Raw genomic sequence first — 21,995 nt, forward strand, 5'->3', positions numbered from 1 at the left:
CTCCGGGCGTCGCGAGGCAGCAACATCCCCGATGTTGTGCGGATCATCGCCGTGCGGGGCGGGGTCAGCAGGGCGGGTTGGCGGCGGCGCACATGCGGGCTGCCGCCACCACGGCGAGTTGCATGAGTTCCGCCTCGGTGCCCCCGACCCATGAACGGAGCACCGAGACGGTGTCGCCGACGCGGACGACCGCCAGGAGAATGGGCGGCGGGTCATCGCCGGTTGTCTGCCCGGTCTGGATGTCTCGGGCGGCCGTGAGCGAGTCGCGCAGGATGGCGGCGTCGTCCCCGGCGAAACCTCTCTGCGCCACCGCCCACCGGTGGACCGCCTCCATCGTGCGGATGCCCTCCGCCGTCTTCACCGGCCCGACGCTGCGCCACTCGGCGCAGGGTGCGACCAGCTCGTCCAGATCGGCGAAGAGCTGCGTGGCCGCTTCCGGCACCATTCGGAAGAGATCCTGCGTGAACACGCCCTTGCTCTGCGTGGCAACGCTCGGAGACTGCTTGTGCACCAGGGTCTGCGAGCGGGACAGGATGGACATCTTCCGTCCGTCCGAGCGCCCCTGGCTCGTCCGGCAGTAGTCGAGCTCGTGATCCAGTTGGACCGGCTCACCGAGCCCGGAATCGCTGAGCTGCACACCGACCTGCTGCGGCAGGTCGGCTGGCTGCAACAGTGCGTCGGTGGTGATCTCGTGCCGGGTCGGCGAGGCGGACGCGACCGGGAGGGCCGGCGACGGGGAGTTCCGCGGAGCCGCGACCGCCACGCCGGCAACCCCGGCGAGGGCCAGTACAGCGGTGGCCGCCACTATCCTGCGCTGACTGCGGTGGCGGGCCCGGGCCCGGATCTCCTCCGGGGCGGGCCAACGCACGTTCTGCAGGTCTCGCCGGACCTGTTCGACGAACGTCAGGTCGTCACGCATCGGTGGCCTCCTCCAGGTCAGAGACGGCGAGCAGCCCGGCGAGCGCGGCACGCCCCCGGGAGAGTCGAGCCTTCACCGTGCCCACCGGGGCGTCGGTCTCCCGTGCCACCTCGGCGACCGGCATACCCATCAGGTAGTAGAGGGCGATGGCGACGCGTTGCTCCTCGGGCAGCCGACGCAGGGCGGCGACCACCTCGACGGTGTCGGTGCCCGGGCCGGGAACGCTCTCGGTCGCGCCGTGCCGCAGGTACGCGCGGGCCCGGCTGCGCAGGCTGCGCCACCTGCTGACGGCGATCCGGCTGGCCACCACCCGTACCCACGCCTCCGGGTCGTCGTAGCCGCTGACCGTGGACCAGCGCTGCCACGCCCGGATGTACGCCTCCTGCACGGCGTCCTGCGCCTCACCCCGGTCGCCGGTGAGCACGTAGACGAACCCGAGCAGCCGTTGCCGACTGCCCCGGTAGAACTCGTCGAACCCGTCGACGTCCGGCACCCTCCACCTCCCCGTGTCGGTCGCAGGGAACACGCACCGGGCACGGGCGCCGGTTGCCGCGATCAGGCGATCATCTTCTCCAGTTCGGCGAGCGGGAACGCGCCGGCCGGGATCCGCTCCCGGACCGCCCGGCGTACCGCCCGCTGGACGGCGACGTTGGCCGGCGTCGGTACGCCGTGCAGCCGGCCGCGCAACGCGATCTCCCCGTTGAGGTGGTCCACCTCGGTCGAACCGGTGCCCCGGGCCAGGCTCTGCCAGGTGGAGCCACCGGATCGGGCCTCGCCGTCGACCGGGCGCTGCCCGACCAGGTCACCGCGTTCGGCCTTCTCCTCCTCCGGGGTGGTGTGCGCGATCCCGGCGGCGGCGAGCGCGGCGACGCCTTCGGCGCGTACCCGCCCGGCCAGCTCGTCGGGGATGTCCCCGCCGAGCAGCGCCTGTAGGCCGTTGCCGAGGTTGCTCAGCAGCCTGCCGTACTTCCAGCGCATGACGTCCGCGCGTACCGGGGCGACGAAGCCCGCGGCGTCGAGGTCGGCGGCGATCGCCCGGTCGGTGTCGTCGGCGCCGCCCGGGTAGCGGCCGATGTGGAGCATCCCCGGGTGCGGGTAGCCGTTGGCCACCACCACGCCCGGGTCCAGGTGGGTGGCGGGCAGCCAGACGCAGACCGGGTGTACGTCGGCGAAGAGACGCAACGCGGCTTGCTCGTTCGCCACCCCGTTCTGGGCGGTGACCAGTGGCAGCCGCTCGCCCGCCGTACCGCCGCCCGCCACCGGCGCGTCCACCCAGGCGGCGAGCGCGCCGGCGGTGTCCTGCGACTTGACGGTGAGGATCAGCACCGTGTCCGCCGGCAGCGGCTCGTCGCCGGGCCCGTCCGTCGCGGTGAGCCGGGCGGTGACCTCGCCGTCGGGCTGCCGCAGCGTCAGACCCCGTTCCCGGATCACGTCGAGGTGCGCTCCCCGGGCCACCAGGGTCACGTCCCGGCCCGCCTCGGCCAGCCGCACACCGATCGTTCCGCCGACCGCGCCCGCCCCGATGATCACGTATCGCATGCCCTCATTCTGCCCGCCGCCCGAGCCCACGCGCGGGCCCGGGCAGGGGCCGCGTGGGCAGGGGGCCGCGTGGGAGGGGCCGGGTCAGGCCGTCAGGCCGGCGTTCGTCAGGATCGGGCCGGCCAGCAGGAGTGCGCCGGCGACCAACGCGGCCAGGTTGATCAGGGCGAAGACCGTCACCCAGACGATCGCCGGGAACGGGGTCAGCCCGGCGAGCTGGTCGGCGTCGGAGGCGGGCATCCGGCCCCGCGAGCGCAGCCGTTGCAGCTCCACCACCGGCCGCACCCCGCCGAGCAACAGGAACCACACCCCGGTGTACGCGAACGCGGCCTGGACCTGCGGCGATGCGTACCAGGAGACGGCGAACACCAGCGCACCGGTGACCAGCAGCGACACCACGCCGAAGGCATTGCGGATCATGACGAGCATGGCCAGCAGCAGGGCCACCGCCACCCAGAGCAGGAGGGTGATCCGGTTCCCGCCGAGCAGCCAGGCGCCGGCCAGCCCGACCAGCGGCGGGGCGACGTACCCGGCGAGCAGGGTGAGGATCATTCCCGGCCCGGTGGGACGGCCGGCGGAGAGCGTCAACCCGGACGTGTCCGAGTGCAGTCGGATGCCGCGCAGCTTACGGCCGGTGAGCAGGGCCACCAGGGCGTGCCCACCCTCGTGCGCGATCGTGATGGCGTTCCGGGCGATCCGCCAGGGCAGGCGCGTGGACACCACCACCAGCGCGACGGCCGCGGTGATCAGCACCAGCAGCGCGGGCGGGTCCGGCTGCGCGCCGAACAGCGTGTCCCACTTCTCGCCAAGCCCGTCGATCGACATCATGGGGCGCGAGCCTACCGGCGGCATTGTGTGTCGCTGGCGGGGCACCGGCTCGTATCCTGTGAGACGGATCGGGTGGCGAGTGGAGCGGGAGGTGAGCGCCGGTGAGCACTGCCCCTCTGGAGCCGCACATCGGCCTGTGGACCGAAGCCGACTACTTCGCCCTGGGCGAGACGCCTGACCGGATCGAGCTGCTCGACGGGAGCCTGCTGGTGAGCCCTGCCCCGAGCCGACGGCACCAGCGGGTGTCGCGCCGGCTGGCGAACAGCATCGAGGCTGCCGCGGAGCCCCGCGGCCTTTTGGTCTACGACGCGATCAACGTCCGGCTCGGCGTCGACCGGGTCGTCATCCCGGACCTCGTGGTGACCGACGACGACGACGAGGGAACCTTCCTCGACGCCGACCGGGTGCGCCTGGTCGGGGAGGTCGTCTCACCGGGCAACGCCGCCGCCGATCGCCTGCTCAAGATGCAGCTCTACGCCATCGCGCGAATTCCCTGGTACCTGCTTGTCGAGCAGGACGGGGACAGGCACTCGTTGCGGCTGTACCGGCTCGACGGTGAGCACTACGTCGAGGACCAGATCGCCAAGGCCGGCGAGACGTTGACAATCGTCGAGCCGTTCCGTTGGCAGCTCGACCCGGCCGCGCTGCACTGATCCTTTCGAATTCGAACACCGAGCCTTCACGTCCCGTCGATGAAGCTTTCTTCAGCTGCACTTGCGATCTTGGGCACTAAACTCCAAAGATGATTGTCGATAGAGCGATCCTCTTGGAGGCACTCATGGCCCGTACCCCGTCATCGCTGCGCCGCGCGCTCGCGGCCGGCCTCACCGTCCTCGCCACCGCGGCGGCGGCCCTCGTCGCGACCGCCGGACCGGCGGCCGCGGCCACCACACCCGGCATCGACGTGTCCCGCTACCAGGGCACCATCAACTGGACCAGCGTCCGCAACGCCGGAGTCCAGTTCGCCTTCATCAAGGCGACCGAGGGCACCAGCTACAAGGACCCGAACTTCAACGCGAACTACGTCAACGCGTACAACGCCGGGGTGATCCGTGGGGCGTACCACTTCGCCCGGCCGAACATCTCCGCCGGCTCCACCCAGGCCAACTACCTGGCCTCCAACGGCGGCGCCTGGTCGGCGGACAGCCGCACCCTACCGGCGGCGCTGGACATCGAGGCCAACCCGTACAGCGGTGGCTACTGCTACGGGCTCAGCACGACCGGCATGCGCAACTGGGTGCAGGACTTCCTGAACACCTACCGTTCCCGCACCGGCCGGTACGCGGTCATCTACACCACCACGAGCTGGTGGAACCAGTGCACCGGCAGCTGGACCGGCCCGTGGGCGAACCACCCGCTCTGGCTGGCCCGCTGGTCGAGCACGCCGGGCGCCCTGCCGGCCGGGGCGTCGGTGTGGAGCTTCTGGCAGTACACCAGCACCGGCGCTGTCTCCGGGATCAGCGGCAACGTGGACCGCAACTACTGGAACGGCGACCGGAGTCGTCTGATCGCCCTGGCGAACAACACCTGACCGTGCCGTTGGCGGCAGCGGGATCGACGATCACCTGACGGTCGACAATCGGTCCTGCTGCCGCCACACCGTCGATTCAGGCCCGCCGTCGGCTCAGAGCGGGCACCACAGCTTCCTCGCGAGCCAGCGCACCCCGGCGGGACAGCCGCCAGGCGGCCACCCCGGAACCGGCAACGATCACGACGCTGAGCAGTGCGATGAGCGCCGGAACCCCCACGGCGACCAGCAGCAGGATCGCGTCGCCGAGCGCGACGAGCATCCACAGTGCCAGCCGAGGCCGGGTGTCCCTCCGTCGGTAACCCATGTCGTGCCTCCCTCCGTCGTCGAAGGTCAAGTACCCAGGACGACGGAGGGTCATGCGAATGAGTTTCAGTCCTGACGGTCGGGCACGAAGCCCTTGGCGATCCGGTCGAAGTTCGGCAGGTTGGCCTGCCAGTCCTTCTCGGCGATCTCCCACCGCAGGGCGTACCCCCGGTTACTGGCCGTCACGAAACCCCGGTTACGGACGTGGATCCGCTGCCCGTCGCGGGTCTCCAACCACTCCCAGTCACCGCAGGTCTTCCAGAAGTCGCAGGACTTGATGCCGAGGTTCTGGTAGTTGTTGACGAAGTTCTTACGGTTCGGCTCCTGCTTCTGCCAGTCCTTCACCGCATCCTTCGCCGGGGTGGGGGTCCACTGCACCAGCAGCTCACCCGGCCCGTTGGACTGGTCGAAGACGACCGTGTTGCCGTCAGGCTGGCTGCGCACCCACCCGTCGGGGATCGGCAGCATGAAGCCGGTCGGATCCTTGTGCAGCTTCCAGCCCGCCGGGAGCGCGTTCGGGTCCGCCGAGGGCGTCGCCGACGGGGTCGGGCTGGCCGCGCCGCTGGTCGGCGGCGGTGGCGCGGCAGCGGACGTCGGGGCCGCCCCCGAGGTCGCGGCAGCACCGGTCGGGTCGGCCTGCGGGGTCTTGTCGTCTTCCTTGGTGAGCATCGGCACGATCACCACGAGGCCGATCAGCAGCAGCGCGACCAGGGCCCCGACCAGCACGTTGCGACGGGTGTTGTTCGGCTTCGTGCCGTCCGACAGCGGCACCGCCGCACGACCGGAAGGACCCACCGGAGGCATGAGCGCCGTCGGCGTCGACGGCTTGCGCTGCACCGGCGCCACCGGCGGACCGTCGACGACGGTCGGCTCGTCGTCGTCATTCGTCGTACCGTCGCCGGTCGTGTCGCTCGCCGCCGTGACCTTCGCGGTCGGGTCGGCGTCGGCCGGGGCCGGGCGGTCGATCGTGGCGGTCGGCTCCGACGCGGCCGGACCGGCGTCCACACCGGACGACACCACGGCAGTCGGTGTGGCGTCGGCCGTCGGCGAGGGAGCCTCGGCCGGTGCCGCGTCCGCGGGCGAGGTCACGGCGGCGACAGACGCGGCGGCCGGCGGCGGCGACACCGGCCGGTCGACACTCTCGGCCGGTCGTGGTGCCGGCACCAGCGGCGGGCGCGGTTCGCGCGGACCGTTCGGCCCCGGCCGTCGTACGCCATCGAGCAGTGAGATTCCGCGCGACCGCTTGCCGCCGGCACGACGCAGCAGACGCTCCGCCACCTCGGCGGTGATCCGTTCGTTCGGGTCCTTGCGCAGCAGCCCGTTGAGCACGGCCTTGAGCGGACCGGCGTTCTTCGGCGGCGGGATCGGCTCGGTGGCCAACGCGGCCAGGGTGCCGATCGCCGACGGCCGGGCGTACGGCGACTTGCCCTCGACCGCCGCGTAGAGCGTCGCGCCCAACGACCACAGGTCGGCCTCGGGCCCGGCGGTGCCGTCGCGGGCGCGCTCCGGGGAGATGTACGCGGGTGAGCCGAGCACCATGCCGGTGCGGGTCACGTTGGGGTCGCCGGGGATCGTGGCGAGACCGAAATCGGTCAACACCACCCGGCCGTCCTCGCCGAGCAACACGTTGCCCGGCTTGACGTCGCGGTGCATGACGCCCGCCTTGTGCGCGGAGCTGAGCGCACCCAGCACGCCGAGCCCGATCTCCACCGCGCGGGCCACCGACACCGGGCCGTCCTCGGCGAGCGTGTCCTGCAACGACTTCGACGGCACGTACTCCATGACGATCCACGGATCGCCGTCGGTGCGCAGCACGTCGAAGATGCGGACGACGTTGGCGTGGTTGAGCCGGGCGATGGCCCGGGCCTCCCGCAACGAGCGCTCCCGCATCTCGCGGCGTTCCTCGTCGGTGAGGCCGGGCGGCGGCACCAACTCCTTGATGGCGACGTCCCGGTGCAGCACCTCGTCACGCGCCTTCCACACCCGGCCCATGCCACCCTGGCCGAGCGGCGACAGGAGCCGGTATCGGTCAGCGACAAGTTGGGGAAGCGCGTTCGACATCGCTGAGACGGTACCCGGACCCGCCGACGCTCACACCGTCGGCACGCCACTGTCCGCTTCCCGCGACTTCGCGCGGCGTACCCTGGCGTCATGTCTGCCGAAGAGCCGCTGATCCGGGTCGTCCGCGGTGTGCCCACCGCCGAGGAGTTGGCCGCTCTCGTCGGGGCGGTCGTCGTCCGCTCCCGCCCGGCCGTGACCCCCGTCCCGAAGACCGCGTCCGCCTGGGCGCGCAGCGGGCGACCGGCCGGTCCCGGCGGGTGGCGCGCCGCCGGGCTGCCCCGCTGACCCGACCTACCCGGACGGGGGCTGCCAGGGGCCGGTCGAGCCGTTACCCTCACTCAGGGAAGTGGTGCCGTCACACGTAGGGAGGATCCGTGATCCCTGAGGAGGACCGGCCAGCGCCCTGGTTGCGCGGTTACGGCGGCATCGAGGCCGACATCAGCCGGCTCCGCGACTTCGCCGACCGGCTCGCCGCCGAGGTCGAGAGCAACTACGCGCCGCACCTGTCGTACATCGCCGAGGACATGTCCGCGAAGCTCCCCAACCCGTGCGACGCCTTCGTCGAGCTGGTCACGTTCCTGCACGCCCACCACGAGACGCAGCAGGCCACCGCCGACATGGTGTACGCCGTCCGAGGCGCCACCGGCCACCTCGCCGCCGCCGCCGACCGAGTCGCCACCCACTACGCCGACAGCGACGCCTTCACCGCCGCGCGAGTGGTCGACGTCCGACGTGCCCTCGCCGACCCGAGCGCCGTCCTTCCCGGCGGGCCGACGCCGATGCTGACCGACCCGACCAGCCCCGACATCGAAGGGCCGGTGGTGCTGCCGTGATCGAACGAGGCACCGGCCGCACCTCCGGCCTCACCGACTGGCAGCTCATGGACGTCAACAGCATGTGGGCCTGCCTCCAGGACCACGACACCGCCAACCACTGGAAACAGGTCGCCGGCTGGCGCAAGGTCTGCGACCTCGCACAGACCCACCTCGGCCGTCTCCACGAATACCGGCGCGGCCTCGCCGCCGCGTGGCCACCCGAAACCAGCGCCGCCTCCAGCACGTACCTCGCCGAACTCGACGAGCTCATCGACAAGGTCCAACGCACCCACGACGCCGCCGCCGCGAACTACACCGCGCTGTCCGCCGCCACCCAGGCCATCGGCACCACCCGCGCCGCGCTCCGCAAAATCCACGAGGTGTACGCGACCAAGCTCCAACAGAAGCAGGCGTACGACGCGATGGCCGCCGACCCGAAAGCGGTGATGGGCAACCGGGTGACGACGCCGCCGGTTGCGGACGGGGAATTGGAACAGCTGAACGCGCAGGCCCGGAGCATGATGTTCGGCCTCAGCAGCGAACTCCAACAAGCCCAAGCAACCCTCCAAAAACCACCGGCAACCCCTTCGCAGGCCGGCAAGGATATTTCGAGTTCAGATATTTACGGCGGCGGGGCGGCGCCGATTATTCCACCAGTAATTCCAGTGCCTATGGCCAGAAACGAAACTAGGGCCACTTTCCCGACAACCAAAGTAGCCGCTACACCTCTGCCCATCGCGACCGGCCAGGGCCCCGTACTCGGCGGCGCCGGGACGGTGGGGCCCCCGAACCCTGGTAGCGCACTTCCGAACCCTGCATCAAATTCGAGCCATTTTGCGTCCCAACCGGGTATCGCGCCACAACATCCGCCGATGCGCGGCATTTCAACATCGAATGAACACAATCGAGGATCGCTAGGCAGGCCGATTTCGAGTTACCCGCACGGCACACTTCGCGGAACCCCGCCGGAGCCACTACGCGTTGCGCCCCCGGGGGAAATCATCGGCAGCACACCAGGGACATCAATCCGCCAACCGGAAGGCAGTGGCAGTCCCTCACGGCGCGTCAACCCAGTCGGAGGCGTCATTGGCGGCGGCGGGGCGGGAACAGCTCCCACAGGCGCGGCAGGCTCCCGCCCTTCGGCGGGCAGAAGCCCCTCCGGCGGACATGGCATTTCGCCGATCGGTGGAGCACCCGGAATCTGGAACGGCGGGTCGAGCGGGACCGGCCGACCCGCCCGACGCGACGACAATCTCAAAGAACCAAACGATTGGGACCCCGACAACCCCTGGGAGACCAGGCGGGGGGTTAATCCAGTGGTCCTGCCCCCAGAAGAAGATGGCCCGATAGACCCAGGACCAGCCATCGGCATGGGCCGGTGAGGGCACCGGCAATACGTACAGTAATCGTGATTCTGGCATGCATATGGCCCACCCTCCTGTGCGGCGATCTAACTGCTGCTGGACAGCAGAGCCAACCACCCAACGAAGGCGCTGATCGGATTCGTGCGGACCAGTGGCATCTGGCAACACTCGCCTGCGCTGAGGCAAACAAGGTCAGCCAAGGCGAAGGTGTCATTGTCGCAGTCCCAGACACGGGTGTTTCCCCACATCCAGACCTGACAGGCAACCTTCTCTCAGGGATTAACATTGTCGACGGAGGGCGCAGCAATGGCCATGGGGACCAGAACAGTCACGGCACTGGAATGGCGGGTCTCATCGCCGCCCACGGACAAGACAACAACCAAGGCGCCCGCGGCATTGCGCCGAAATCCAAGATTCTACCGATCTTAATCGCCGGAACAAATAACCAAAGCAGCCCAGACGACCTAGGTAAAGCAATTGATTACGCAATATCTTCCGGTGCCAGCGTCATCAGCATTTCGAGTGCAGGCGGCTCTAGCCCTGCCTTGCGTGAAGCGATCAAGTCGGGACTCGCCGCTAATGTCCTAATCGTCGCTGCCGCTGGTAACCGGCCAGCCGACAACCATGTGGGATACCCCGCGTCTGCTGAGGGCGTTATCGCTGTCGGCGGAATCGACCGAGACGGGAATCGCGCAGCTATCTCCGTCACCGGACCGGAGATCGACGTGGTTGCACCTGCGGTCGACATCTACAGCACAAGCCTCAACGGCAAGTACCGCAAGGGCACCGGAACCTCTGATGCGACGGCGATTGTGGCCGGGGCGGCGGCTTTGATCAGGTCCAAGTACCCCTATCTGCCTGCCCGCGAGGTCGCGCACCGGCTCACGGCCACCGCTATCGACAAGGGTCCACCTGGGCGTGACGACGAGTACGGCTACGGCGTGATTGATCTCGTGGCAGCGCTGACGGCAGACGTACCGCCGCTGGGGTTCGAATCGGCGAGCGCTCCGGTCGGTGCTGGCCCTACGACGTGGGCCGGCGGCGAGCGGGGTGATGACGACGGCGCTGCTACGGCGCGTGGCCTGGCCACCCTGGGTGTGATTCTGGCTGCCGGGGTCGGGTGGGCGGTGGTGGCGCGGCGTCGCCGCCGTAGTGATGATCCGCCGCCCAGGATCAGCCGCTGACCGGCGCGAAGGCGCTCTGATCGCCTCGGGTTTCGCGGAATCGGGGTGTCCGGCAGCGTCGGATACCCCGGTTTCGCGAAGGGCGGGCGTCGCCGAGGTCAGGTTGGCTGATCGACTCCAGGTCCCCGATGTGGCGGTATCCGTTGAGCTGGTTAGGCCGATATCGGCGATGTGGAGTGGATCATGGGCGGGCGGCGCGCGACGCTGGGGAGCAGCGCCGGACGCGGCGACTGGGTAGCCGGTAACGTCGGGTTCGTGTCTGATTCTCTGCCGCTCCGTCTTGTGCTCGCGTCGGCGAGCCCTGCCCGTCGTAAGCTCCTCCAGGCCGCTGGCATCGAGCCGGATGTGCTGGTCAGCGGGGTGGACGAATCCCTGGTGATGGCCGACCGGGCCGAGGAGTTGTGCCTGGAGTTGGCGCGCCTCAAGGCGCAGGCGGTGCTGACCAGGTTGAGCCCGGCCCGTGATCAGCGGACGCTGGTGGTCGGCTGCGACTCGGTGTTGGCCTTCGACGGGGAGATTCTCGGTAAGCCGGCGGATCCGGCTGACGCGACGCGCCGTTGGCTGCGGATGCGGGGGCGCAGCGGGGTTCTGCACAGTGGGCACTGCCTGATCGACGTCGTCGCCGGGCGGCGCGCTGAGGCGGTGGCCTCGACGACCGTTCACTTCGCCGACATCAGTGACGACGAGATCGCCACGTACGTGGGCAGTGGCGAGCCGCTGGCGGTGGCCGGGGCGTTCACGATCGACGGGCTGGGCGGGTCTTTCGTGGAGCGGATCGAGGGGGACCCGGGCACGGTGGTGGGGTTGTCGATGCCGCTGCTGCGCCGTCTTCTCGCCGAACTCGACCTGCGGATCACCGATCTCTGGACGACCGTCGCGCCGGGCGGCCAAACCGTCGATCCGATCGGTAACGTCCGTTCATGACCACCAAATCGATCCCGCTCACCGACGAGCTGCACGCGTACCTTGTCGCACACGGTTCCCCGCCGGACGAGATCATCCGGGACCTGGCCGAGGAGACCCGGTCGGTGTTGCCGGAGCACGCCACGATGCAGGTGGCACCGGAGCAGGCGGCATTTCTGACCTTCCTCACCCGACTTCTCGACACGCGGCAGGCCGTCGAGGTCGGCACGTTCACCGGGCTCTCGTCGCTGGCGATCGCCCGCGGTCTGCCCGAAGGTGGGCGGCTGACCTGCTTCGACATTTCGGAGGAGTTCACCGGCATCGCCCGGCGCTACTGGGATCGGGCCGGTGTGCAGGACCGGATCGACCTGCGGATCGGCCCGGCCGGGGACCGGCTTCGGGAGTTGCCGCAGGAGCGCTACCTGGATTTCGCGTTCATCGACGCGGACAAGACGGGCTACCCGGTCTACTGGGCGGAGTTGGTGCCCCGGATGCGTCCGGGTGGGGTGATCGCTGTCGACAACGTGTTGCGCGGCGGCCGGGTCATCGCGCCGCAGGACGTCAGCGACCGGGCGATCGCCGCCTTCAACGACGAGGTGCTCGCCGACGTACGGGTAGATCCGGTGATGTTGCCCGTCGCGGACGGCCTGACCCTGGCCCGGGTGCGCTGAGCGACGGCTTGATTCACTCGGTTTCCTGAAAGTCGCGGTATCCCGAGCGGCAGGACACCCCGACTTCCAGAAAACCGAGTCGATCAAGCCAGGCCGGGCCAAGGCCTGGCCAAGCCAGGGGCCGCACCAAGCCGGGCCAGGGCCGGGCCGAGTCAGGCCAAGCCAGGCCGAGCCGGGCCAGGGCCGGGCCGAGTCAGGCCAAGCCAGGCCAAGCCAGACCGAGCCGGGCCAAGCCAGGCCGGGCCAGGGCCGAGCCAAGGACCAGGGCCGTACGTCAGCGGACGCTGCGGGCGAACTGTCGCGCAGCCCAGACGACGCCCAGCACGGCGAGCACTGCGGTGATGCTCAGGCCCTGCCAGACCTTGTCGCTGCCCAGGTCGCCGGCGAACAGCGCACGGGTGCCGTCGACCGCCCAGGAGAACGGGTTCCAGTCGGCGATTCCCTGCAGCCAGCCGGGGGCGAACGTCAGCGGCAGCAGGATGCCGGAGAGCAGCAGCACCGGCTGCGCCACGGTGTTCATCAGCGGGGCCAGCGCGTCCTCACTCTTGACCTTGAGCGCCACGCCGTAGGAGACGGCCGAGGTCATCAGGGCGATGAGGGCGAGCATCAGGTACGCCAGCAGCAGGTCGCCGAGGAAGACCCGCAGGTCGAACAGGAGCGCCAGCAGGGTGATGATGACGGCCTGCACGAGGAGCGAGACGACGTCGCGCAGTGAGCGGCCGAGCAGCAGGGCGAGTCGGCTGATCGGGGTGACCCGGGAACGTTCGATGACCCCGGCTCGCAGTTCGGCGATGAGGCCGAACCCCTGGAACAGGCCGCCGAAGATGGCCAGCAGCACCAGCAGACCGGGTACGAAGATCTTGTAGGCGGCGGCCTGGGTGGGTGCGTTCAGGGCTGGCTTGAGCAGCGGGGCGAAGAGCAGCAGGTACATCACCGGCTGGAACACGCCGACGAAGACCCAGACCGGATTGCGCAGCAGCAGCTGGGTCTGCCGCTGGAAGATCAGCCACGTGTCACGGGCGAATTTCATGAGTCGTCTCCGAGTGGTCAGGACTCGCGCAGCGAGCCGCAACGAGCGCAACGAGCGCAACGAGCGCAACGAGCCGCAGCGAGCGGTACGAGCGAACGATCAGGACTCGCGCAGCGAGCGGCCGGTCTTGGTGAGGAAGACGTCGTCCAGGCTGGGCCGGTGCAGCTCGATCGAGCGCAGCTCCAGGCCCGCGTGGTCGAGTCGGCGCAGCACCTGCGGGATGGCGGTGGCGCCTTCGTCGACGTAGAGGCGCAGGCCGCCCTCGTCGACGGTCTCCAGCTTGTTGACGAACGGCTCGCCGTCGAGGGCCTTGGCGGCCTGCTGGGTGGCGCTCAGGTCGAGGCCGACCAGCACCACGTCGCCGGAGATCTCCCGCTTGAGCTCGGCGGGGGTGCCCTCGGCGACGACCTCGCCATGGTCCATGATCGCGATCCGGTCACAGAGCGCGTCGGCTTCGTCCAGGTAGTGCGTGGTGATGAAGACGGTCATGCCCTCGCTGCGGAGTCGGCGGATCTCGTCCCACATGTGGGCGCGGCTCTGCGGGTCGAGGCCGGTGGTCGGCTCGTCCAGGAAGACGATCTTCGGCTCGTGGATGATGCCGAGGGCGATCTCGACCCGTCGGCGTTGACCGCCGGAGTAGGTCTTGCACGTGCGGTCGGCGTACTCGGTGAGTTGGAAGGCGTCCAGCGCGCTGACGGCGCGGCGCTGCGCGTCGGCCTTGCCGATGCCGTACATGCGGGCGTGCAGCACCAGCTCCTCGCGGGCGGTGGACTCGTCCCAGGTGCTGCCGCCCTGTGGCACGTAGCCGATGCGGCGGCGCACCTCGGCCGGGTCCTTGCGCAGGTCGGCGCCCGCGATGGTGGCTTCGCCGCCGTCCGGTTCGATCAACGTGGCGAGCATCCGCAGCGTGGTGGTCTTGCCGGCGCCGTTCGGGCCGAGGAAGCCGAAGATCTCGCCCTCGGCGACCGAGAGGTTGACGCCCCGCACGGCGTCCACGGTCTTCGTCTCTCGACCCGCGCGGGAGCGGAACGACTTCCGCAGCCCCCTGGTCTCGATCATTTCTGCTCCTGGTCGTTCGGGCCGGTCGAGCCGGCCGCCGAAATCGGGCCGGTCGAGCCGGCCGCCGAGTGGGACGACGCCGGACGGCGCACTCCCCCGCTGTGCCATCAGCAGGCTAACGCGATATAGCTTTTTTAGTCAACGTTGATTATTTCGCGCCGGGCTCGGGCCGCTCCTCACCGTCCCGCCACCCCGGCCAACCATCCGCGTTCTCCAGTTCAGCAGGCAGGTACGACACACCTGACTCGACACGTTCCGCGATTCGCTCGCACCAGCCGATCTCCGCCTCCGCGCGGGCGGACCACAGCTCGACCATCCAACTGACGTGCACCGGCTTGGCGTTACGGATCCAGTCCGACTCAAGCGAGGCACGCATCGAGGCGACGTTGGCGCGGAGCAGGTTGGCCCGGTTCCGCAGGGCCGCCGCCGCCTCCGAGCGGGGCATCGCCGGCAGGAACGAGAACGCCGCGGTGAACGGGTCGGGCGGCTCGCTGAGGTTCCACCAGAGGTTGCGCAACAACGTCTCGAACTCGTCCTCCCCCTTGGCGGTCACCTCGTAGGTGGTCCGCGCGGGACGAGCGCCGACCTGCTCGGTCGCGACGGCGTTGAGCAGACCTTCCTCGGTGAGTTTGCGCAGCGCGTGGTAGATCGATCCGGGTTGCACGTTGGCCCACTTGTCGGCGCTCCAGCTCAGCAGCTCACGGCGTACGTCGTAGCCGTGCACGGGCTGCATCCACCGCACCAGACCAAGGATCATCATTCGAGTCGCAGACACCCCACAAGCGTAATAGCCAAGTTTGACTAAGCCGGGGCGGTGCAGTGCCGCATCCCACACTGAGTGATCGTTAGGGTGCCGGCAGGGTGGCCGATACACTCCCCGTCAGTAACCTGCCCGGGAGGAGCCACGAAGGTGCGCAAGGTACTCATCGCCAACCGCGGCGAGATCGCCGTCCGGGTGATCCGTGCGTGCCGTGACGCCGGCCTGGACAGCGTCGCCGTCTACGCGGACTCCGACCGCGACGCCCTGCACGCCACCCTCGCGGACGAGGCGTACGCGCTCGGCGGTGACAGCGCGACCGACACGTACCTGCGCATCGACAAGTTGCTCGACGTCGCCGCCCGGGCCGGCGCCGACGCCGTACACCCGGGTTATGGCTTCCTCAGCGAGAACGCCGACTTCGCCCAGGCGGTCATCGACGCCGGGCTGACCTGGATCGGCCCCACCCCGCAGGCCATCCGCGACCTGGGCGACAAGGTCACCGCCCGACACATCGCTCAGCGCGCCGGCGCGCCGCTCGTCCCCGGCACCCCGGACCCGGTGGGCAGCCCGGACGAGGTGATGGCGTTCGCCGTCGACCACGGCCTGCCGGTCGCCATCAAGGCGGCCTTCGGTGGCGGCGGCCGCGGCCTCAAGGTCGCCCGGACCATGGAGGAGATCCCCCAGCTCTTCGAGTCGGCCACCCGGGAGGCGGTCGCGGCGTTCGGCCGGGGCGAGTGCTTCGTCGAGCGCTACCTGGACCAGCCCCGGCACGTCGAGGCGCAGGTCCTCGCCGACCACCACGGCAATGTGATCGTGGTCGGCACCCGGGACTGCTCGTTGCAGCGTCGGCACCAGAAGCTCGTCGAGGAGGCCCCCGCGCCGTTCCTCACCGACGCCCAGCGGGCGCAGATCCACGACAGCGCCAAGGCGATCTGCCGAGAGGCCGGCTACCACGGCGCCGGCACCGTGGAATACCTGGTCGGCATGGACGGCACGATCTCCTTCCTGGAGGTCAACACCCGCCTGCAGGTCGAGCACCCGGTCACCGAGGAGACCGCCGGCATCGACCTGGTCCGCGAGCAGTTCCGAATCGCCGACGGCGACAAGTTGCGGATCACCGAGGACCCGACGCCGCGCGGGCACTCCATCGAGTTCCGGATCAACGGCGAGGACCCGGGCCGCAACTTCCTGCCCGCGCCGGGCACCGTCACCGCGTTGCGGCTGCCGACCGGCCCGGGCGTGCGGGTCGACACCGGCATCTCGGCCGGCGACGTGATCGGCGGCAACTTCGACTCGCTGCTCGCGAAGGTGATCATCACCGGTGAGACGCGGACCGAGGCGCTGGAACGCGCCCGTCGCGCGCTGGACGAGATGGTCCTCGACGGAATGGCCACCGCGCTGCCGTTCCACCGGCTGGTCGTGCGGGACGAGGCGTTCACCGCCGAGCCGTTCAGCGTGCACACCCGGTGGATCGAGACCGAGTTCCACAACACCGTGCCGCCGTTCGCCGCCGCCGTCGGCGCCGCCGAGGCGCCGGCCGAACGCGAGACCGTCGTGGTCGAGGTCGGCGGCAAGCGCCTCGAGGTCAGCCTCCCCGCCGGCTTCGGCGGGAGTACGACCACCGCGGCACCCGCCTCCCGCAAGCCGACTCGGCGCGGTGGCGGCGGCGCGAAGGCCGGTGCTCCAGTCGGTGGAGACGCGCTCACCTCGCCGATGCAGGGCACCATCGTCAAGATCGCGGTCGCCGACGGCGACACGGTGGCCGAGGGCGACCTGGTGGTGGTGTTGGAGGCGATGAAGATGGAGCAGCCGCTGCACGCCCACAAGGCGGGTACGGTCAGCGGGCTCACCGCCGAGGTCGGTGCCGTGATCACCGCCGGGGCCCCGATCTGCACCATCGCCTGACGGCGGGGCGAAGGACCGGCCGGGCTGCGACGGCCGGTCGCAGGAGTGCCGTCCCGTCCGCTTTGTCGGGCTGGGCGCCGCACGGCGGGGGTGGTTTGCGGCACCGGCGTGGGCGATGGCGACCAAGGGCGGGAATGATGGCCGGGTGCGGTTCCTACACGGCGCGGTTCCCGCGCACGACCTGACCTATACCGACGTCTTCATGGCGCCGGCCCGCTCCGACCTGGGTTCCCGGCTCGATGTCGACCTCTCCACCAGTGACGGCACCGGCACCACCATCCCGCTGGTGGTGTCGAACATGACGGCTGTCGCCGGGCGGCGGATGGCGGAGACGGTGGCCCGTCGAGGCGCGATCACGGTGATCCCGCAGGACATCCCGATCGAGGTGGTGGCGAACGTCGTCGCCTGGGTCAAGCAGCGGCACCTGGTCTACGACACGCCGATCACCCTGGGGCCGACCGAGACCGTGGGCGACGCCATCCACCTGCTGCCGAAGCGCTCGCACGGCGCGGTGATCGTGGTCGACGACGCCGGCCGACCGATGGGCGTCGTCACCGAGGCGGACACCACCGGTGTGGACCGTTTCGCGCAACTGCGTCACGTGATGTCCACCGAACTGCACACCGTTCCGGCGGACGCGGACCCGCGTACCGGGTTCGACAGGCTCTCGGCGGGCCGACGTCGGCTCGCCCCGGTGGTGGACGCCGACGGTCGGCTGGTCGGGGTGCTGACCCGCCAGGGCGCGCTGCGGGCGACCCTCTACACACCCGCCGTGGACGAGCGGGGTCGGCTGCGCATCGCGGCGGCCGTCGGGATCAACGGTGACGTGACAGGCAAGGCCCGGGCGTTGCTGGAGGCGGGGGTGGACACCCTGGTCGTGGACACCGCGCACGGCCACCAGGCGCGGATGATCTCCGCCCTCCAGGCGGTCCGGAAGCTGGACCCGGGAGTGCCGGTGGCGGCCGGCAACGTGGTCACCTCCGAGGGGGTACGGGACCTGGTCGAGGCCGGGGCGGACATCATCAAGGTCGGCGTCGGCCCGGGCGCGATGTGCACCACCCGGATGATGACCGGCGTGGGCCGACCGCAGTTCTCCGCCGTCCTCGACTGCGCGGCGGCGGCCCGCGCTCTGGGCCGGCACGTCTGGGCCGACGGCGGGGTGCGGCACCCGCGGGACGTGGCGCTCGCGCTCGCCGCCGGGGCGTCCAACGTGATGATCGGCTCCTGGTTCGCCGGCACCTACGAGTCCCCCGGTGACCTGTACACGGACGCGGACGGCCGGCGGTACAAGGAGAGCTTCGGGATGGCGTCCGCTCGGGCGGTCAGCGCCCGTACCGCCGACGACAGCCCGTACGACCGGGCCCGCAAGGCGGTGTTCGAGGAGGGCATCTCCTCGGCCCGGATGTACCTGGACCCGGCCCGCCCCGGCGTGGAGGACCTGATCGACGAGATCATCGCCGGGGTGCGCAGCGCCTTCACCTACGCCGGCGCCCGCAACCTGACGCAGTTCCACGAGCGGGCGATCGTCGGCGTCCAGAGCGCCGCCGGCTACACCGAAGGGATGCCCCTCCCCACCAGCTGGTAACCCCCACCCACCCACCCACCCACCCACCCACCGACCCGCCCGCCCTCCGACCCTCCGTTGATCATGAAGTTATCGCCTCTCGCGTCGGCGTGTCGTGGCGATAACCTCATGATCAACAGGGGCGGGGGGCGGGCCTGGGGTTTACGTCGTCAGGCGGCTTAGGACTTCGCGGGCCGCGTCGCTCGGGTTGTCTCCTACGCGGTCGGGTAGAGCGCCGGCCAGCCAGAGGGTGGCGAAGCCGTGGGCGATCGACCAGGCGGCGAGCGCGTCCCGGTCGGTGTCGGTGGGCGCGCCACCGCCGGGCAGGGCGGCCACCCCGGAGCGGAGTGCCGCGCCCGCGCGCTCCCGTGCGGCGAGCAGCTCGGGGTCGTCGGCCCGGTGCAGCTCGGGACGGAACATCACCTCGAAGTACGCGCGGTGCCGGACGGCGAAGTCCACGTACGCGACGCCGGCTTCGAGCAGGTCGTCATCGGCTCGGACGAGCGCCTGCGCCAACCGGTCGAAACCCTCGGCGGCGAGTGCGGTGAGCAGGCCCGCCTTGTCTCCGAAGTGGTGCGCGGGGGCGGCGTGCGAGACGCCGGCGCGGCGGGCCAGGTCACGCAGGCTCAACGCGGTAGGTCCGACCTCCTCGATGGCTTCCTGCGCGGCGACGAGCAGTGCGCGGCGGAGATCCCCGTGATGGTACGCACGCGTTTCGGTCACGCCGGAATCCTATCTTGCCATTGACAAGATGCCGCTTCGGCACGCAATCTTGTCAATGACAAGTTTTGAGGAGGATTCGATGGCACCCCTGATCGCCCTGCTCGTCGGCATGACGCTGGCCCGTCTCGCCGGCCTGGCCGGCGTCTCCGCCCTGGACGGATGGCACCCGGCGCTGCGCGTCGGACTGGCCGCGATGTTCACGCTGACCGCCGTCGCGCACTTCGCCGGCGAGCGCCGCGCCGACCTGATCGCGATGGTCCCGCCCCGCCTGCCCCGACCGGGCGTGCTGGTCACCCTCACCGGAGTGCTGGAACTGGTCGGCGCGGTCGGCCTGCTGGTGCCGGCCACCGCCCGGGTCGCGGCGGCCGGGCTCGCCCTGCTGATGCTCGCGATGTTCCCGGCCAACGTCTCGGCCGCCCACCGGAGGTTGACCCTCGCCGGACGCCCGGTCACCCCGCTCGGGCAGCGCACCGCACTGCAACTCGTGTTCGTCGCGGCTGCTGCGGCTATTTTGTTTGGCCCCTGACTATCAGGGGGCTAATCTACTTCCCGTGGAACTCGTGACCCTTCAGGACGTGCCGCTGGGCCGGCTCCTGGTGGTGGCCGGGCACCTGGTCGGGCAGCGGTGGAACCGCTACCTCGCCGAGGAGCACGGCCTCACCCAGGCCGGCATGATCACCCTGATGACGCTCGCCCGACACGGCGAGCTGCCCCACCGGCAGGTCGCCGAGAAGGGCTTCGTCCGCCCGGCGACCCTGACCGGCATCGTCGACACCCTCGAACGCGACGGTCTGGTCGAGCGGCAGCGCGACGACAGCGACCGGCGCAGCATCCGACTCGCCCTCACTCCCGCCGGGCGGGAGCGGGCCGCCGCGCTCAGCGCGCTGATGCACTCCGGACGCCCGCTCACCTCGGTCGACGCCGACCCGGAGAAGGCCCAGGTGATCCGCGAGTTCCTGCTGGAGGTCATCGGCAGCGGGGACGACCCGCGGATGACCGGACGCCTCACCGAACCGAAGGATCCGGCGTGCTGATCCGACTACTGCGCGACCAACTGCGCACCTACCGACGACCGTTGCTGGGGGTGGTGCTGCTCCAGTTCGTGGGCACTATGGCCTCGCTCTACCTACCGAGCCTCAACGCGGACATCATCGACCAGGGCGTCGCCCGGGGCGACACCGACTACATCGTTCGCACCGGCGGTTGGATGCTGCTGGTCAGCCTGGTCCAAATCGCCTGTTCGATCGCCGCCGTCTATCTCGGCGCACGGGTCGCGATGGGCTTCGGCCGGGACGTCCGCGCCGAACTGTTCGGGCACGTCAACCGGTTCTCCGCCCGTGAGGTGGCCCGGTTCGGGGCGCCGTCGCTGATCACCCGCAACACCAACGACGTCCAACAGGTGCAGATGCTCGTGCTGATGAGCTGCACGATGCTGGTCGCCGCACCGATCATGAGCGTCGGCGGGGTGTTCATGGCCCTGCGCGAGGACCTCGGGTTGTCCTGGCTGATGCTGGTCAGCGTGCCGGTGCTGGCCGTCGCGTTGAGCGCGATCATCCGCCGGATGGTGCCGGGCTTCCGGCTGATGCAGACCCGCATCGACACCGTCAACCGGGTGCTGCGCGAGCAGATCACCGGAATCCGGGTGGTCCGCGCGTTCGTCCGTGAGCCGTACGAGACGGACCGCTTCGGTGTCGCCAACGCCGACCTGACCGCCACCGCGCTGCGTACCGGCCGGTTGTTGGCATTGATCTTCCCGGTGGTCATGCTGGTGCTGAACGTCTCCAGCGTGGCGGTGCTCTGGTTCGGCGCCCACCGGGTCGACTCCGGCGCCATCCAGATCGGCGCGCTGACGGCGTTCCTGGCGTACCTGATGCAGATCCTGATGGCGGTCATGATGGCCACCTTCATGCTGATGATGGTGCCCCGGGCGGCGGTCTGCGCCGAGCGGATCGTGGAGGTGCTGGACACCGACTCCTCGGTGGTCCCGGCCAGCGCGCCGGTCACTGAGCTGCCCGGCCGCGCCGAGTTGGAGCTGCGCGGGGTGCGCTTCCAGTACCCGGGCGCGGTGGAGCCGGTGCTGCGCGACATCTCCTTCCGGGCCACCCCGGGCACCACCACGGCGATCATCGGCAGCACCGGCGCCGGCAAGACGACACTGCTGTCGCTCATCCCCCGCCTGGTCGACGTCACCGCCGGTGCGGTGCTCGTCGACGGGGTGGACGTGCGGGAGCTGGCACCCGACGAACTGTGGCGGCGCATCGGTCTGGTGCCACAGCGGCCGTACCTGTTCACCGGGACGATCGCGAGCAACCTTCGCTACGGCAACCCGGACGCCACCGACGAGGAGCTGTGGGCGGCGCTGGAGATCGCCCAGGCCCGGGACTTCGTGGCGCAGATGCCCGGCGGGCTGGACGCGCCGATCGCGCAGGGCGGCACCACCGTCTCCGGCGGGCAGCGGCAACGGCTGGCCATCGCCCGTGCCCTGGTCCGAAAGCCGGAGATCTACCTGTTCGACGACTCGTTCTCCGCGCTCGACCTCGGCACCGACGCACGGCTGAGGGCGGCGCTGCGGCCGGTCACCGCGGAGTCCGCGGTGGTGATCGTGGCCCAGCGGGTCTCCACGATCGTCGACGCCGACCAGATCATCGTGCTCGAGAACGGAGGGGTCGTCGGGGTGGGACGGCACGCGGAGTTGGTGGAGACCTGCCCGACGTACGCCGAGATCGTCGCCTCGCAGCAGACGGCGGAGGTGGCGGCATGAGCGAGCACGACGAGCCGCGCACCGCGGCCGTACCCAGTCAGAAGCCGGCCGGCGACGCGGCGCGGCAGCCCGGCG

General features: G+C 70.3%; 23 protein-coding genes. 13 read left to right on the plus strand and 10 right to left on the minus strand.

Translation table 11 applies throughout. The annotated features are described in order from the left end of the window. Positions 1-64: 64 nt before the first annotated feature. From O7617_RS08160 to O7617_RS08175, 4 genes are all read right to left on the minus strand, one after another. Positions 65-919: a hypothetical protein gene (locus tag O7617_RS08160; RefSeq protein WP_282262584.1), complete on the minus strand. Its 855-nt coding sequence runs from the start codon at positions 917-919 to the stop codon at positions 65-67. After that, positions 912-1,412, minus strand: coding sequence for a SigE family RNA polymerase sigma factor (locus tag O7617_RS08165; protein WP_282262586.1), 501 nt, complete (start codon positions 1,410-1,412; stop codon positions 912-914). Before O7617_RS08165 ends, O7617_RS08160 begins: the two co-directional genes overlap by 8 nt. Positions 1,413-1,474: 62 nt before the next feature. Next, positions 1,475-2,458 (minus strand): 2-dehydropantoate 2-reductase N-terminal domain-containing protein, encoded by a 984-nt coding sequence (locus O7617_RS08170; protein ID WP_282262589.1) that lies wholly within the window; start codon positions 2,456-2,458, stop codon positions 1,475-1,477. An 84-nt stretch (positions 2,459-2,542) separates the two neighbouring features. Beyond that, positions 2,543-3,286: a M50 family metallopeptidase gene (locus O7617_RS08175; RefSeq protein WP_282262591.1), complete on the minus strand. Its 744-nt coding sequence runs from the start codon at positions 3,284-3,286 to the stop codon at positions 2,543-2,545. 101 nt (positions 3,287-3,387) lie between these two features. On the opposite strand from O7617_RS08175, the gene O7617_RS08180 reads away from it, so the two are divergent. Further along, a complete protein-coding gene (locus tag O7617_RS08180) occupies positions 3,388-3,939 on the plus strand; it encodes a Uma2 family endonuclease (RefSeq protein WP_282262593.1) in 552 nt (183 codons plus the stop codon). A 125-nt stretch (positions 3,940-4,064) separates the two neighbouring features. After that, positions 4,065-4,817, plus strand: coding sequence for a GH25 family lysozyme (locus O7617_RS08185; RefSeq protein ID WP_348773878.1), 753 nt, complete (start codon positions 4,065-4,067; stop codon positions 4,815-4,817). 76 nt (positions 4,818-4,893) lie between these two features. Here the strand turns inward: O7617_RS08185 and O7617_RS08190 are convergent, their stop codons facing one another. Then, positions 4,894-5,121 carry a hypothetical protein gene (locus tag O7617_RS08190; RefSeq protein WP_282262595.1) on the minus strand — a complete coding sequence of 76 codons (228 nt, stop codon included), beginning with the start codon at positions 5,119-5,121 and terminating at the stop codon, positions 4,894-4,896. Between the two features lie 65 nt (positions 5,122-5,186). Continuing rightward, a complete protein-coding gene (locus O7617_RS08195; RefSeq protein WP_282262597.1) occupies positions 5,187-7,181 on the minus strand; it encodes a serine/threonine protein kinase in 1,995 nt (664 codons plus the stop codon). Positions 7,182-7,271: 90 nt separating this feature from the next. Here O7617_RS08195 and O7617_RS08200 point away from each other — a divergent pair, with 90 nt between their 5' ends. The 6 genes from O7617_RS08200 (at position 7,272) to O7617_RS08225 (ending at position 12,118) form a co-directional block, all read left to right on the plus strand. After that, the gene (locus tag O7617_RS08200; protein WP_282262598.1) at positions 7,272-7,466 is read left to right on the plus strand and encodes an acyl-CoA carboxylase subunit epsilon; all 195 of its coding nucleotides are present in this window, start codon (positions 7,272-7,274) and stop codon (positions 7,464-7,466) included. Between the two features lie 89 nt (positions 7,467-7,555). Then, positions 7,556-8,014: a hypothetical protein gene (locus O7617_RS08205; protein WP_282262599.1), complete on the plus strand. Its 459-nt coding sequence runs from the start codon at positions 7,556-7,558 to the stop codon at positions 8,012-8,014. Continuing rightward, entirely contained in the window at positions 8,011-9,378 is a 1,368-nt protein-coding gene (locus O7617_RS08210) for a hypothetical protein (RefSeq protein ID WP_282262600.1), read from the plus strand. Before O7617_RS08205 ends, O7617_RS08210 begins: the two co-directional genes overlap by 4 nt. 194 nt (positions 9,379-9,572) lie before the next feature. Next, positions 9,573-10,544 carry a S8 family serine peptidase gene (locus O7617_RS08215; protein ID WP_282264673.1) on the plus strand — a complete coding sequence of 324 codons (972 nt, stop codon included), beginning with the start codon at positions 9,573-9,575 and terminating at the stop codon, positions 10,542-10,544. A gap of 255 nt (positions 10,545-10,799) precedes the next feature. Continuing rightward, entirely contained in the window at positions 10,800-11,468 is a 669-nt protein-coding gene (locus tag O7617_RS08220) for a Maf family protein (protein WP_282262601.1), read from the plus strand. Then, positions 11,465-12,118, plus strand: coding sequence for an O-methyltransferase (locus O7617_RS08225; protein WP_282262603.1), 654 nt, complete (start codon positions 11,465-11,467; stop codon positions 12,116-12,118). Before O7617_RS08220 ends, O7617_RS08225 begins: the two co-directional genes overlap by 4 nt. Before the next feature lie 274 nt (positions 12,119-12,392). On the opposite strand, the gene O7617_RS08230 is transcribed toward O7617_RS08225, so the two are convergent. The 3 genes from O7617_RS08230 to O7617_RS08240 all read right to left on the minus strand — a co-directional run bounded on the left by O7617_RS08230 (position 12,393) and on the right by O7617_RS08240 (position 14,967). Further along, positions 12,393-13,148 carry an ABC transporter permease gene (locus tag O7617_RS08230; RefSeq protein ID WP_088986366.1) on the minus strand — a complete coding sequence of 252 codons (756 nt, stop codon included), beginning with the start codon at positions 13,146-13,148 and terminating at the stop codon, positions 12,393-12,395. A gap of 99 nt (positions 13,149-13,247) precedes the next feature. Beyond that, on the minus strand, positions 13,248-14,207 hold the full coding sequence (locus tag O7617_RS08235) for an ATP-binding cassette domain-containing protein (RefSeq protein WP_282262605.1): 960 nt from the start codon (positions 14,205-14,207) through the stop codon (positions 13,248-13,250). Positions 14,208-14,355: 148 nt separating this feature from the next. Continuing rightward, complete coding sequence (locus O7617_RS08240; protein ID WP_282264674.1) at positions 14,356-14,967, minus strand: PadR family transcriptional regulator; 612 nt, start codon at positions 14,965-14,967, stop codon at positions 14,356-14,358. Positions 14,968-15,117: 150 nt separating this feature from the next. On the opposite strand from O7617_RS08240, the gene O7617_RS08245 reads away from it, so the two are divergent. Together O7617_RS08245 and O7617_RS08250 are read left to right on the plus strand one after the other, a co-directional pair. Then, positions 15,118-16,872 carry a biotin carboxylase N-terminal domain-containing protein gene (locus O7617_RS08245; protein WP_282262608.1) on the plus strand — a complete coding sequence of 585 codons (1,755 nt, stop codon included), beginning with the start codon at positions 15,118-15,120 and terminating at the stop codon, positions 16,870-16,872. 145 nt (positions 16,873-17,017) lie between these two features. Next, complete coding sequence (locus tag O7617_RS08250) at positions 17,018-18,457, plus strand: GuaB1 family IMP dehydrogenase-related protein (RefSeq protein WP_282262610.1); 1,440 nt, start codon at positions 17,018-17,020, stop codon at positions 18,455-18,457. A gap of 141 nt (positions 18,458-18,598) precedes the next feature. Here O7617_RS08250 and O7617_RS08255 read toward each other — a convergent pair whose 3' ends face one another. Further along, positions 18,599-19,159, minus strand: coding sequence for a TetR/AcrR family transcriptional regulator (locus O7617_RS08255; protein ID WP_282262611.1), 561 nt, complete (start codon positions 19,157-19,159; stop codon positions 18,599-18,601). A 79-nt stretch (positions 19,160-19,238) separates the two neighbouring features. Here O7617_RS08255 and O7617_RS08260 point away from each other — a divergent pair, with 79 nt between their 5' ends. The 3 genes from O7617_RS08260 to O7617_RS08270 are packed head-to-tail and all read left to right on the plus strand — an operon-like array spanning position 19,239 to position 21,920. Then, on the plus strand, positions 19,239-19,685 hold the full coding sequence (locus O7617_RS08260) for a DoxX family membrane protein (protein ID WP_282262613.1): 447 nt from the start codon (positions 19,239-19,241) through the stop codon (positions 19,683-19,685). A 25-nt stretch (positions 19,686-19,710) separates the two neighbouring features. Further along, on the plus strand, positions 19,711-20,193 hold the full coding sequence (locus tag O7617_RS08265; RefSeq protein WP_088986373.1) for a MarR family transcriptional regulator: 483 nt from the start codon (positions 19,711-19,713) through the stop codon (positions 20,191-20,193). Further along, positions 20,187-21,920: an ABC transporter ATP-binding protein gene (locus O7617_RS08270; protein ID WP_282262616.1), complete on the plus strand. Its 1,734-nt coding sequence runs from the start codon at positions 20,187-20,189 to the stop codon at positions 21,918-21,920. The genes O7617_RS08265 and O7617_RS08270 overlap by 7 nt, the downstream gene beginning before the upstream one ends. The last annotated feature ends 75 nt before the right edge of the window (positions 21,921-21,995 follow it).

The organism is Micromonospora sp. WMMD1155, assembly GCF_029581275.1.
Lineage (GTDB): Bacteria > Actinomycetota > Actinomycetes > Mycobacteriales > Micromonosporaceae > Micromonospora.